9 protein-coding genes and 1 pseudogene are annotated in these 13171 nt (G+C 46.2%); 9 read left to right on the top strand and 1 reads right to left on the bottom strand.

Annotated features, from left to right (window positions below; translation table 11 throughout):
- The first annotated feature begins 37 nt into the window (after positions 1 to 37).
- The 4 genes and pseudogenes from J2Y56_RS20050 to J2Y56_RS20035 all read left to right on the top strand — a co-directional run bounded on the left by J2Y56_RS20050 (position 38) and on the right by J2Y56_RS20035 (position 2927).
- On the top strand, positions 38 to 961 hold the full coding sequence (locus tag J2Y56_RS20050; RefSeq protein WP_310352205.1) for a glycosyltransferase: 924 nt from the start codon (positions 38 to 40) through the stop codon (positions 959 to 961).
- 13 nt (positions 962 to 974) lie between these two features.
- Positions 975 to 1460, top strand: a complete 486-nt coding sequence (locus J2Y56_RS20045; protein WP_310352204.1) for an NAD-dependent epimerase/dehydratase family protein — start codon at positions 975 to 977, stop codon at positions 1458 to 1460.
- Positions 1461 to 1601: 141 nt separating this feature from the next.
- Positions 1602 to 1919, top strand: coding sequence for a UDP-glucose 4-epimerase (locus J2Y56_RS20040; RefSeq protein ID WP_310352202.1), 318 nt, complete (start codon positions 1602 to 1604; stop codon positions 1917 to 1919).
- Positions 1916 to 2927, top strand: a pseudogene (locus tag J2Y56_RS20035) (MraY family glycosyltransferase). The gene J2Y56_RS20040 and the pseudogene J2Y56_RS20035 overlap by 4 nt, the downstream one beginning before the upstream one ends.
- Positions 2928 to 2942: 15 nt before the next feature.
- Here the strand turns inward: J2Y56_RS20035 and J2Y56_RS20030 are convergent.
- Positions 2943 to 3932 (bottom strand): glycosyltransferase family 2 protein, encoded by a 990-nt coding sequence (locus J2Y56_RS20030; protein WP_310352201.1) that lies wholly within the window; start codon positions 3930 to 3932, stop codon positions 2943 to 2945.
- 744 nt (positions 3933 to 4676) lie between these two features.
- Between J2Y56_RS20030 and J2Y56_RS28530 the strand changes: the two genes are divergently transcribed.
- From J2Y56_RS28530 to J2Y56_RS20010, 5 genes are all read left to right on the top strand, one after another.
- Positions 4677 to 4733, top strand: coding sequence for a hypothetical protein (locus J2Y56_RS28530; protein WP_405046873.1), 57 nt, complete (start codon positions 4677 to 4679; stop codon positions 4731 to 4733).
- 722 nt (positions 4734 to 5455) lie between these two features.
- Positions 5456 to 6013, top strand: coding sequence for a dTDP-4-dehydrorhamnose 3,5-epimerase (gene rfbC / locus J2Y56_RS20025; RefSeq protein WP_310352198.1), 558 nt, complete (start codon positions 5456 to 5458; stop codon positions 6011 to 6013).
- Entirely contained in the window at positions 6010 to 6840 is an 831-nt protein-coding gene (locus J2Y56_RS20020; protein WP_310352195.1) for an ABC transporter permease, read from the top strand. Before rfbC ends, J2Y56_RS20020 begins: the two co-directional genes overlap by 4 nt.
- Positions 6830 to 8191 (top strand): ABC transporter ATP-binding protein, encoded by a 1362-nt coding sequence (locus J2Y56_RS20015; protein ID WP_310352193.1) that lies wholly within the window; start codon positions 6830 to 6832, stop codon positions 8189 to 8191. Before J2Y56_RS20020 ends, J2Y56_RS20015 begins: the two co-directional genes overlap by 11 nt.
- The gene (locus J2Y56_RS20010) at positions 8178 to 12992 is read left to right on the top strand and encodes a glycoside hydrolase family 99-like domain-containing protein (protein WP_310352191.1); all 4815 of its coding nucleotides are present in this window, start codon (positions 8178 to 8180) and stop codon (positions 12990 to 12992) included. The genes J2Y56_RS20015 and J2Y56_RS20010 overlap by 14 nt, the downstream gene beginning before the upstream one ends.
- The last annotated feature ends 179 nt before the right edge of the window (positions 12993 to 13171 follow it).

Below are 13171 nucleotides of genomic sequence, written 5' to 3'. Positions count from 1 at the left end.
TGAGCAGAAGCGTTTAATCAGTGTAAGCAGGAATGGCATGCCAGTAAAACATCCCAAGGTTGCGGTTTTGCTGGCTGCCTACAATGGTATGCAGTGGATCGAGGAGCAACTCGATTCGATTCTTTGCCAATCATTCGTCGATTTAACAATATACATCAGTATTGATCCGTCTACAGACGCCACAGCGGCATTGTGTGCAGCTTACGCGGCTGAGCATCCATGCGTGTTTGTTCTACCTGCAGTGGGGGCTTTCGGTGGCGCATCTCGTAACTTCTTTCGTTTGATACGCGACATTGATGTCGAGGCGTATGACTATATAGCCTTCGCCGATCAAGACGACGTGTGGTACGCCGACAAGTTGCAACGTGCGACGACTATGTTGTTGTCAGATTCTGCAGACGCCTACTCTAGTAATGTTACTGCCTTCTGGCCGACCGGCAGAGTTTTGATGCTGGACAAGGCTCAGCCTCAGGTTGCTTGGGATTTTCTTTTTGAGGCCGCGGGTCCAGGGTGCACTTATGTGATGAGTCGCAATCTGGCCGTTTCATTGAAAAAGTCAATGCTGTTAAATTGGACGAAGTTACAAGAGGTCAGTTTGCATGACTGGTACTGCTACGCTTTTGCACGCAGTCATGGATTCAAGTGGATTATCGATCCAGAGCCCTCCATGCAATATCGTCAGCATGAGCATAATCAGGTGGGTGCCAATACTGGATTGAACCCGTTGATTTCTCGTTATCAGACCATTCATGATGGTTGGTGGTTCTCACAGGTCCAACTCATTGCCAATTTGGTAGGTTTGAGTGGCGATCCATTTGTTAGTCGGTGGTTGCGTCTAGGTAGTCGCGAGCTATTCAGACTCTCACTTAGTGCTTGGAGTTGCCGGCGGCGCTTTAGAGATAAAATATTTTTCTTCTGTATATGTTGTGCGACGGCAGTGATAGGGAAAAAACCCACATGAAGCTTCGCGAGTATTGGTAACAGGTGCGACAGGCTTTCTCGGTGAGGCTGTGGTTTATCGGATGTTAGTGGGTAAAATATTTACGCCGATAGCAGCGGTCCGTGGTCAGACAAGGTTAAGTGGCTTATGCCCTGTAATGTTGTTCAGCTTGGACGGCTCCTCGGTGATGCCACTGCTCACAAATGTTCAAGTAGTCATCCATTGTGCTGCTAGGGTGCATGTGACGGCAGCGTCGTCAACAGATGCGCTCGCGGAATTTCGAAGGGTCAACGTTGATGGGTCAATATTGCTTGCCAGAAAAGCGGCGCAAGCTGGGGTTAAGCGATTCATTTTTATCAGCTCGATCAACGTCAATGGTGAAAGCACGGCTCCGGGTTATCCTTTCACCGGGCTAAGCGAACCAGCCCCAGTCGACATATGTGGTATTTCAAAATGGGAAGCCGAACAGGCTCTTAATCAGATCAGTATGGATACGGGAATGGAGGTCGTTATAATTTGACCGCCACTTGTGTATGGGCCTGGGGTCAAAACCAACTTTCTTAGCATGATGAGGTGGCTGGACAAGGGTATCCCACTCCCATTGGGTCCAGTTCATAACCAGCGAAGCCTGGTCGCACTCGGAAATCTTGTGGACCTTATAGTGACGTATATTGATCATCCGAATGCTCCAGGTGGCACCTTTTTGGTCAGTGATGGTGAATATTTATCCACTACCAGCCTGCTGCAAAATTTGTCCGTTGCCATGGGCAAACGTGCGCGTTTGTTGCCTGTCCCAGTGCCGCTATTGAAGTTGACAGCAGCGATCTTTGGACGAAAGAACCTTGCTCAGAGCATATGTGACTCCTTGCAGGTAGATAGCAGTATGACGCGGGAGCGTCTTGGCTGGTTGCCACCAATAAGTATGCAAAAAGCTTTTCGCCAGACTGTTGATTTTTACCGGCGCAAACAACCTAAATGATTTTTTGGTGGCTACTTTTAGCGGTGTTTACAGTCTCTTGGGGGCTGACTTTTATCTTGATTCGATATGCTTTGGCTAGAAGCCTGGTAGATATTCCGAACGAGCGAAGTTCGCAAAGTGTCCCAACTCCTCGCGGTGGCGGCATCGCCATTGTAGTTACTTTTACATCCGTCCTCCCGTTTTTGGCGATGCAGATCTACTGAGCCTGTCCATGTTGACCGGGCTTCTCTGTTCAGGTGTGTTAGTTGCGATTATTGGTTTTGCTGATGATCATGGGCATATCGCCGCGAGGTGGCGCCTTTTAGGGCATTTTATTTCCGCAGCCTGGGCGCTTTACTGGGTTGATGGTCTTGCACCTGTTGAACTCTTCGGTTTTTCCGTGGATCTTGGCTGGGCTGGTGCTGTTCTAGCGCTGATATATCCGGTGTGGATGCTTAATCTCTATAACTTTATGGATGGCATTGATGGCTTGGCTAGCGGCGAAGCGATCTGTGCCTGCGTCGCGATGAGCCTTGTTTATTGGGTTCGCGGGGATGTCGAGTTGATCTCTGGCCCCTTAGCGCTGGCTGCCGCGACTATGGGATTTCTATTTTGGAATTCTCCTCCTGCCAAGGTTTTTATGGGTGACGCGGGTAGTGGTTTTCTAGGCATTATATTGGGGGGGCTAGTGCTTCAAGCCGCCGCAGTTTCTCCAGCGCTACTTTGGAGTTGGTTGGTAATGCTGGGGGTGTTTATCGCTGATGCGACTATGACGTTGCTGAGGCGGTTGGTTCGGGGGATAAAGTGTATGAGGCGCACCGGACGCATGCCTATCAGCACGCTACTCAATACTTTAAGGGACATCTGGTTGTTACATTGGGTGTCGTGGGTATAAATATTTTCTGGCTATTACCCATCGCTTTACTGGTTGGGCATGGAAATCTCGAAGGTGTGTGTGGAGTTATCGTGCCTTACGCTCCGCTGCTTCTACTAGCCAGGAAGTTTAGGGCTGGTGTTTCTTCAAAATAACGATTGGCTAGATTTTTAGATTTTATTAAGGACGGTCGCGATGAGCAGGCTGATGTTGCCCTTCAATGTCTGGCGATAAGCGCCACTTTTGCCCATCAGTCGCAAACGTGGAATAAAACTGCTTTTTCGTGCTTGTTCAAAATTTCGAAGTCGCTGTTGATTTTCATCTGTCAAGTAGTCCTTGATTGAGTTAAGAGCGATTAAATTCAACGTGCTCCATTCGCTGAATCTGCCGGAGAGCATTTTCCGAATCCGTAAAATCTGATTTTTAAGATCGGCATTGGCTCCGATCAGATTCCCTTCGTGCTGGCGGTAACTGAGGGTTGGAACCGGGTCATAGATGACTTTCCCGCCACATCCGCTAACTAGCAGGTAGGCAAGCCAGTCGTGAGCAACTACTGGGGTATTGTCCGCAAGGCGCAGTATCAATTTTCTTGAAGCATTATTAATCAGCATCGTATTCGCGCCAGCAATGCTCTGAACCAATGCATTCTGGAAGCTTGTCGGTTTTTTGAATAGTGGGGAGTGTCCAATTTTTTTCTTTTTTGAGTTCACCAAGAGTGTTCTTGAGCAATACAGTGAGGGGGTGTTTTTCGAAAGGGTGGCGAGTTGCGTAATACTTCTTTCCAGTTTATTTTCGAACCAAATATCATCTTGATCACTGAATGCAAAGTAATCTGCCGAGATTGCCGGATTTCTGACCAGGGAAAAAAAATTCTTGGCAAAGCCTTGCTTTGGTCCCTGAAAGATGGAAAGGCGGCCATTTCCCAGTTTAAATTGATACTCGTTGAGAATCTGCAATGTTTCATCGCTAGATCCATCGTCGGATGCATAAATTGACCAGTTTTGATGGGTTTGTCTGACAAAGGAATCGAGTTGCTCGCGCAGAAATCTGGCTCCGTTGTAGGTACAGATGAGTATTGCAACTTTGCTGTTGTGGGGGAGGGCGTCAGTCGCTGAGGATAGGTCAGGTGATTGGATGGAAGGGGGGGAGGCGATTTTCATGGGGCAATCTCAAACAAGCCGATGCAGTGGCAAAAATACAGTTGGTTTTAGCCTGTAGTGCGTCTGTCAGTTCGTCATGCCCGGCAGAGCAATCTTTTTTTGAACGGGCTCCGAGGAGGTGATAAATTTTAACAGTATCAGCTCGCAATTGACGAGTAGTCATCTTGCTAGTTGTTGACTGAGTCGGCCGGTAGACGTGTCTGGCATCTCAACGAGCTGATAATGTGTCTAGTCATGTGGAGCCGAGAAATAGTCGGGTATTTGAGCGGTTAGATGGATAAATTATGGTCAACCCTATAGACGACACCTCGTCGAGCAGATTCTCACTGGTATGGTAAAGGTGGGGCTGCGCAGTGGTTGGCCTTCATCGTGCGTCTTGGCGTAGACGACATGTACAATTCGACCAGGGTCCATTTGTGGCTCTTTGCTAGCATTGCAGGTGTCGTAATTTTTCTCTTTTTTCGATTTGATACACGTAATTTTGGTGATGATGCATTTTTTGCGGTAATCAAATGGATGAGCTTTGGCCAAATACCATTGCCCCCCCCCCCGACGGTGCTGAGCTTCAGAGTTCTTTTTGGGAGGGGCGACGACCCGGTGCAAAAGTCGAAAAAGTGAAACCGTACCCCAGGTCCGTGGGCTTCAAATAACTTATCAATGGCCCGGCTGCGTGGGACGTGCTGGACATAAGATGGTCGTGTTTAACCCCGTGCTTTTGTCTTCCTCAACGAGACCCGCAACCGCGTGAAGCTATTGTATTCGGAACGCTACGGGTATTTACTTTGGCTCAAACACCTATAGTCAGAGCGATTCAAAGCATCGCCAAATATCAGCTACGAGACAATTGTCCTGACCGTTCAGGAATATCAGCTGGATGCTCGACGGCTTCGACCTCTGACATAACCGTCCCCATCAGGTTTAGACGCCGCTTTCGCGGCCAGATACCTTTTAATCCAGGGGCTTGATTTCGTTGCCCGAGTCCTCTTTGGCGATCCTGAGTTACCTGCTGCTTGCGACAGAGCAGCTCGGTCGCCAAGGCAAAGATCAACTCACGTGTACAAGACGCCAAGGCGATGATGGCACCGCAGGTCGAGGAGCCGTTTTAGCGGGCACTGGATTACCCTGGCGGATGCCTACATTCGTGCGCCTGTCAATGGAGCGCGACTGCTTAGCGTGCCCACAATCGGAGAAGCAAAATCAGCAATCCTCCCAATGTCAATTTTCAATTGGAAGGGTGGGACGGTTTTCATTCTGCACCGACAGATACACCTCGTTCTGTTATATTTGGAAGGTTAATTCCTAACCATAGGGCTGTTGGATTGAACGATACTACTCTTTCTGCAACCTGCATCGAAAAGCGTGGATCCACAGCTTATGAAATCGTTGACTTTGAGCCCTTGCCTTGATCTATGTACAAGCTCGCCCATGATCGCATGCCATCAGTTACACAGATTTCCATGAATTTCGTCTGAGTAGTCAGCGAGTTTAAGCCAATAAAATTTTGCGAAACCGGGAGTTTTTCCATGAAGGCCAGCCGCCTCTCAATCCCCGAGGTCATCCTGTTTGAACCTAAGATTTTTGGGGACGACCGTGGTTTTTTCTTAGAGAGTTTCAACCAGAAAATTTTCGATGAGTTGGTCGGATACGCAGTACATTTTGTTCAAGACAACCACTCTCGTTCGTCCACTGGCGTATTAAGAGGTCTGCACTATCAGATTGATAACCCACAAGGAAAATTAGTAAGGGTTACATCGGGAAGCGTCTTAGACGTTGCGGTTGACATGCGTAAATCGTCTCCAACTTTTGGGAAATGGGTCAGTGCTCTGCTGACTGCAGAAAATCATAATCAGTTATGGATTCCAGAAGGATTTGCTCATGGGTTCTTTGTTTTGTCTGAGTTTGCTGATTTTATGTACAAAACAACTGACTACTACTCCCCTGGATTTGAACGAAGTGTGAAGTGGGACGACCCGGACTTGGCAATTGATTGGAGGCTCAGCGACATAATGGCTGTGCGCCCGACATTATCGGCTAAAGACCTGTCAGCCCCTTCATTTCAAGACGCAGAGAAATTTTCATGAATCCGCATGCCCTGAATTCAACATCGCCCATCAATTTACTACACCGACTCCAGCAGCATTGGCAGCTTATTGTTCAGATGACCAAGCGTGATGTGGTAGGGCGCTACAAGGGTTCAGTCATGGGGTTATTGTGGTCATTCCTCAATCCCCTATTTATGCTGATAGTGTACACCTTCGTTTTTTCGGTTGTGTTTAAAGCCAGATGGGCAGGCGATGGCGAAGAAACTAGAAGTGAGTTCGCCGTGGTTCTATTTACAGGGATGATTGTCCATAGTCTGTTTGCTGAAGTGATTAATAAAGCACCAACAATAATATTGAACAACGCCAGCTATGTAAAGCGCGTCGTATTTCCGCTGGAGGTCCTACCTATAATAACTGCGGGGGGGGCGTTGTTTCATACATTTATTAGCCTGTTAGTACTGATTGGGGCGATTTTTTTTGCCGGAGGTCAGCTTCATCTCACAATTTTTTTGATTCCAGTTGTTATATTCCCTCTGCTGGTATTTACTTTGGGTTTGGCTTGGTTTTTTTCTTCGTTGGGAGTTTATCTTCGAGATGTAGGGCAAACAGTGGGGATTTTTACGACTATTATGCTTTTTTTGTCTCCTGTATTTTTTCCAGTATCTGCACTTCCTGATTATATGCAGCCCTATATGATATTTAATCCGTTAACCTTTATAATTGAGCAATCGAGGGCGGTCTTAATTCTCGGGCAGCTTCCAGACTGGGAAGGGTTAGGAATATATATGGTGATTGCTTTGATAGTTGCGTGGCTCGGATTTGCCTGGTTTCAGAAAACCCGCAGAGGATTTGCCGATGTCCTCTGAAAAAATCGCAATCTCCGTCCGGTCTGTCAGTAAGTGCTACAGGACTTATGCAAATCCGAGAGATCGCTTGAAGCAAGCGTTCATTCCACGAGTTCAACGTTTGGTCGGCGTGCCACCCTCGAAGTATGGGCAGGAGTATTGGGCATTAAATGACATTAACTTTGATATATATAAGGGTGAGACTGTTGGGATTGTAGGTCGCAATGGTTCTGGAAAATCTACGCTACTCCAAATGATTTGCGGCACATTGACCCCGACTCTAGGTGAAATTCAGACAAATGGGCGTGTCGGAGCGTTACTCGAGTTAGGTTCTGGATTCAATCCTGAATTTACAGGACGTGAGAACGTTTATTTAAATGGGGCTGTTCTAGGTTTAAGCCGGAGCGAAGTTGATGCCCGTTTTGATAGCATTGCAGCTTTCGCTGACATCGGAAGATTTTTAGATCAACCGGTAAAGAACTATTCAAGTGGAATGGGGGTTAGACTTGCGTTTGCAGTGCAAGCCCAGATAGATCCTGACATTCTAATTGTGGATGAGGCATTGGCGGTAGGCGATGCGCGCTTCCAAGCGAAGTGCTTTGAGCGACTTAGGCAACTGAAAGAAAACGGAACCAGCATATTGCTCGTCACGCATTCAGGTGAGCAAGTTGTTACTCACTGCTCTCGCGCGTTATTGTTGGATGCTAGTGTACTAAAAATGGTCGGCGAACCACGTAAAGTGGTTAATCACTATATGGATCTGTTGTTCGGTCGCGAGAAGAAAACCAGTACAGAAAACGGGATTAATGATCCCGTCGAAGACTCGGCTGAAGATGACGAAAATATTTTCACTAGTAGTAAGGACGCAGATCTTTATCACACCAGGGCCCATTACAATTCAAACGAGTATCGTTGGGGGGATGGTGCGGCCACGATTATTGATTTTGATATTAGGAGTAATGGCAAGCGATACAGTTCTGCGAGCGAATCATTATCCGTTATTACAATCGACCTCTCCATTAAATTCAACAAGCTTATAGTTTCTCCGATTCTTGGTTTTACTTTAAAAACTAAAGAAGGGGTTACTATATTCGGGTCTAACTCTGCTCTTCTAGATTGTTCTGGCTTTGAAGAAAAAGGGGAAGAAGGGTCCGTGATCTCCGCAAGGCTAAAGTTTGATAATTATCTAGCCGGCGGAGACTACTTTATCTCCATAGGTGTAGCATCAAAAAACGGTGAGGAAGTAGTGCCCCATGATCGTAGATATGACTCTATCCATTTAATAGTGACTCCTACAAATCATCTTTTTGGACTCGTAGACCTTAAGCTATCTATGGATGTAGAACAGGTGACCACTTATGTTTCATCTTGAAGAATATGGTTACAGCTATAATGGTTGTAATAAGTTTTGGATGCGATCCGATTTTTCGGGAATTGCCTATAATGATGGTGATGCATCGGAGCAGAAGCTTGCGCAGATTATAAGAGATACGGATGATGTATCTATTTTTTCCGTAGACCTCCGCCGCCAATGTACTGAGTGGGCGATCCATTATCATTTAAGCTCTCAGCGCGGGAATATACTCCGTCCGTTTGAACACCTTTTGCAAGGCACTGTGCTAGAAATTGGTGCAGGTTGTGGTGCGATCACTAGATATTTGGGAGAGTCCGGCGGCCAAATCTTATCGCTGGAGGGGAGTCCCAGACGAGCTAGTATCGCGGCGAGCCGAACGCGCGATTTGAAAAATGTTACAGTCCTTGCGGAGCGTTTTGATGATTTCGAGTATCATGAACAGTTCGACGCGATAACACTAATCGGTGTGCTCGAATATGCGAGTATGTTTAGCGATGGTGAGTCCCCCGCGCTCAATATGCTGACAAAAATTAAAAAAATGTTAAAGCCTGACGGGCACCTTTTCATCGCTATAGAAAATCAGCTTGGATTAAAATATTTTGCTGGTGCACCTGAAGACCATATCGGGGAAGCGATGTATGGCATTGAGGGTCGCTATCAGGAAACTGGTCCCGCTACTTTTGGCAGACAGGAGTTAGAGCAGCTTATAAATAATGCAGGGTACGAAGGCGTTGAATTTCTGGCACCGTTTCCCGATTATAAAATGCCTCGTTCGATACTTACTGAGCAGGGTTGCCAGTCGGGAAGCTTCGATGGCAGCGCGTTCGCTTGGCAAAGTGTAAAAGCGGACCCACAATTACCAAAGTCTATAAATTTCAATTTAGGCTTGGCATGGCCAGTGATTTTTAGAAACGGCTTAGGGATGGAGTTATCTAACTCCTTTCTAGTTGTAGCTAGTCTAAGTCCCAATCATGTTGTAGACGAAAATTCGTTAGCATTCCACTACAGTACCGAGCGCGCAACCACCTACTGCAAAGAAACAAAATTTCATAAAGTGGGTGAGGGAAATATAGCTGTTGAGTATCGGCTTTTTGCTGGTGATGCTGCTCTCTCAACCTCGCAATATCAGCTCAACTTGCGTTCTCCTGAAAAGTATTATCATGGTCACGTATTAAGTCAGCCATTTATTGAGCTGCTATCCTCTAAAAATTGGAAAATCCAAAACGTAGCGGACTATCTAAATGTATATTTGAAGCACCTGTCAAATATCTTGATGGCGTTGGGTCACGATCTTGACCTCACACTTCGTATCGACTCGAAAATCCCTGGGGATTTTATTGACGCTGTACCACAAAATATTATTATCGATGAACTTGGCAAGCCAAATTTTATCGATATGGAGTGGCGTTCGTTGGAAGATGTTCATCTTGGACATCTAATTTTCCGTAGCTTACTCCTGCTGTTGAACCAAACATCCAATCTTCAGGCCTCTAGGGAAAATCCCGCGCTCACTCGCAAAGATTTTTTCGTTACCCTTTACTCCCTGTTGGGTATGCCGGTAACTGATGAAGATTTAGATAGATTCAACGCGAGCGAAGTAAACTTTCAAGAAGCAGTAACCGGGTTACCGTCGGAATCACTAATCGACTGGTTTCCTCACCATCCGCTGGTTACAACCAACCTCTCCGCAAGCATTTTTTATGCGTTCAATGGCGAAGGTTTTTCAGAAGATCATGCAATACATCAACCTATGCAGGTTGGCAGACAGAAAATCATTTTCCCATTATCAGTTGAGTCTGAATCTGTTTTGACGATCCGATGTGATCCTGTAGATCAATCGAAGTGGTTCAATCTCTACGAACTCACTATTCGCGACAGTTTTGGATCTGTTATATGGACTGATGTTAGCGATAACAACGATGCGATCAAGTCAGGACTTTTAGAGGTTTCGACCGGCGAGCAAGGTATTCTCTATTACGCCTATAATAGTGATCCGCAATATATTATCCCTGAGTTGAATATTCAAGCCTCCACAGAATTGTATATTACTCTGGATGTTGAGATACTCGACGGTCAGCAAGCCATCCACGAAGTTTTGCGACTAGGTGAATCTTTTTCACAGTTACATCAACAGGTTAAGCTAAGTAATGCAGAAAGCCACAACCTAAGTAAACAGGTTGAATTTGTTAAGCAAGAAAATATATCTTATCGAGAAACTCTAATTGAGTTACAGAATTCGATAAGTTCGCTAACAAGTGCGATAGAGCTTTCAAACGTCAATCTCGATCTTCGTGACTCTGAAGTTCGCTCTTTGCGCGAAAGCACAGATGCGTATCGGGCGGAAGCGATTGTTTTAAGTAATACTGTTGCTTCACAATTTGATCAGATTACTGATTTGCTGACAACAATATCTATTAAGAGTACTGCTATCTCGGATTTGAGCGCTATTGTTTGTGCTAAAGATCAAGCTGTCGAGCATTTAAATGATTTATTGTCTGGGTGCAGTACCCAGCAGTCTGAATTAACGGAAGTTATTTTAGAGCGCGACCATGAGATATCCAAGCTTCAATCAGCTATAACTGAACTGCTCAACTCTAATAGTTGGGCGCTTACTAGTCCGCTGAGAAATATAAAACGCGTTCAAGGAAATATGCGTAACATGACAAATATGAAAAATTCTTTGGGTCGCTTTGCAAAGCGCGCTTATGATAATTTACCTTTTAGTCAAAGAAATAAGCTACGGGTGAAGTCTGGCCTGTTCACAATCATGTCACCTCTGCTTAAGCAAACAAATAGCTACAAGGCTTGGGCAAGAAATCACGCCAATGACACACCAACCGTCGTTATTTCAGAAGAGTTTCAAGCGTCGAGCGCTGAACCTGGATCGACGGGTGGCGATGTAGCTGCGCGTTATATTCAAAACATGATGAATATACCTGGTCCAGCTGATCAGGATTATTGTGCGATTTCAGAGGCCCCGATCGATCATTCGACGCTACGCGCCCGAGCAATCGCATATTACCTACCGCAATTTCATCCAACACCCGAAAATGATGAGTGGTGGGGCAAGGGCTTCACTGAGTGGACTAATGTTTCCAAAGCTGTCCCTCAGTTCATCGGCCATTACCAACCTCATCTACCGGGAGAGTTGGGATTTTATGACCTGAGGCTTGTTGAGGTCATGGAACGACAAGCTGAGCTTGCCAAACTGTATGGAGTGGAAGGCTTTTGCTTCCATTATTATTGGTTCGGGGGCAAGCGAATACTTGAGCGGCCGCTGGAGCAGCTTGTTAAGTCCAATATTGATATGCCATTTTGCATCTGCTGGGCAAATGAAAATTGGACCCGTCGTTGGGATGGTCTGGATAATGAAGTTCTCTTGGCACAAAATTATGGTGCAGTAGATGACCTTGCGTTTATAAAATCTTTAGAGCCATTACTGAAAGACAAACGCTATATACGCGTTGATGGCCAGCCTTTAATCATTTTATACCGGCCTTCACTATTACCTGATGCCGCCGCGACATTAGTAAGATGGCGTGAATACTGTCGTGAAGTCGGTATCGGTGAGTTATTTTTGTGTATGGTTCAGTTTGATAAATTGGATCCGCGTGAATATGGGTTTGATGCTGCTGTAGAATTTCCTCCTCATAAAGTAGCTGCAAATCTACCTTGTATAAATGACAGCTTGGAAATTGCCAATGCTAATTATGCAGGCTATGTTGTTGACTATCAGGATGTGGTGGATCGCGCCTCGGTAGAACCTGTATCGGAATTTCCACTCATCCGGGGCGTCTTCCCGTCATGGGATAATGACGCGCGGAAGCCTGGGCGCGGATATACCGTGGCAAATTCGACTCCGGCGAAATATAGAACTTGGCTACGTTCGTCGATAGAATATGCACGTGCGAACCCAGTCAAAGGTGAAAGCCTAGTATTCATCAACGCTTGGAATGAGTGGGCAGAGGGTGCGCACCTGGAACCAGATCGCCGTTATGGCTATGCGTATCTAGAAGCTACAAAACAAGCACTAAAAACGCCACCCTCAGTGTTGCCGAGCCCCTTGGCTAGCAAAATTTGTGTAGTTGTACACGCGTTTTACCCAGAGTTGCTTGCTGAAATCTTTGATTATCTTAAGCAATGGTCAACGCCTTATCGCTTGGTTATCACCACTACTCCAGACAAATCTGAAGCCGTTCAAGTAGAACTGGATAAGCATTCGATGACGGCAGACGTTTTGACGCACGAAAATCGTGGCCGCGATATTCTCCCGTTCATCAAAGCGCTGCAGACGGCTGTCAAAGACGAACCACTGATATTAAAGCTACACACCAAAAAATCTATGCACAGGGAAGATGGCGACACATGGCGCAAAGATTTGTTGAGCAAATTGCTGGCGCCTGAAAAAGCCAGCAAGGTATTTGCCGCATTTGCTGAACATAATGATTTGGGACTGATTGCTCCAGAGGGCCATATCCTGTCGATGAGCACCTACTGGGGGTCAAACGCTAATACTGTCCATAGACTCACCAAAAAAATGGGCGGTGATGTTTTCCTTCCGGAATCTACTTTATTTGCTGCAGGATCCATGTTCTATGTCCGTAGTACGGCGATTCAACCCATAATCGATCTCGGCCTTCGAAATGTTGATTTTGAAGAAGAGGCTGGCCAAGTCGACGGCACTCTAGCCCATGCAATAGAACGGTGTTTCAGCGTCGCGACTTGGCTATCAGGCTACTATCTCGCTTCGAGCGAGCATCCGGAGGTCGTAGCATATCGCTCCGCGGAAACGTATGCCTATGCACGACCGAGCATCTAGGAAAACTTCGAAACAAATTGTGTAAAAGCCTAGCAATCTGCATGGTGCTCAAAAAAATGCTCCTTATCGAAAGATACGGAGCATTTGTATGCGATCCATAAACCCCACCTTCTAAGAAGTGGGCTTTATGTTTACCGTGGCATCTCTGGCGAGCAGTTCCATGGCAGCAAGGCTTCGTA

It is taken from the genome of Pseudomonas sp. BE134 (genome assembly GCF_031456105.1).
GTDB lineage: Bacteria > Pseudomonadota > Gammaproteobacteria > Pseudomonadales > Pseudomonadaceae > Aquipseudomonas.
Note: the sequence above shows the minus strand (reverse complement) of the source record. Positions and strands in the feature narration are given on the sequence as shown.

Bases quoted from the DNA above. Each gene is read 5' to 3' on its own strand.
- J2Y56_RS20030 (WP_310352201.1), bottom strand. From the start codon at position 3,932: ATGAAAATCGCCTCCCCCCCTTCCATCCAATCACCTGACCTATCCTCA.
- J2Y56_RS20020 (WP_310352195.1), top strand. From the start codon at position 6,010: ATGAATCCGCATGCCCTGAATTCAACATCGCCCATCAATTTACTACAC.
- rfbC (WP_310352198.1), top strand. From the start codon at position 5,456: ATGAAGGCCAGCCGCCTCTCAATCCCCGAGGTCATCCTGTTTGAACCT.
- J2Y56_RS20050 (WP_310352205.1), top strand. From the start codon at position 38: ATGCCAGTAAAACATCCCAAGGTTGCGGTTTTGCTGGCTGCCTACAAT.
- J2Y56_RS20010 (WP_310352191.1), top strand. From the start codon at position 8,178: ATGTTTCATCTTGAAGAATATGGTTACAGCTATAATGGTTGTAATAAG.
- J2Y56_RS20015 (WP_310352193.1), top strand. From the start codon at position 6,830: ATGTCCTCTGAAAAAATCGCAATCTCCGTCCGGTCTGTCAGTAAGTGC.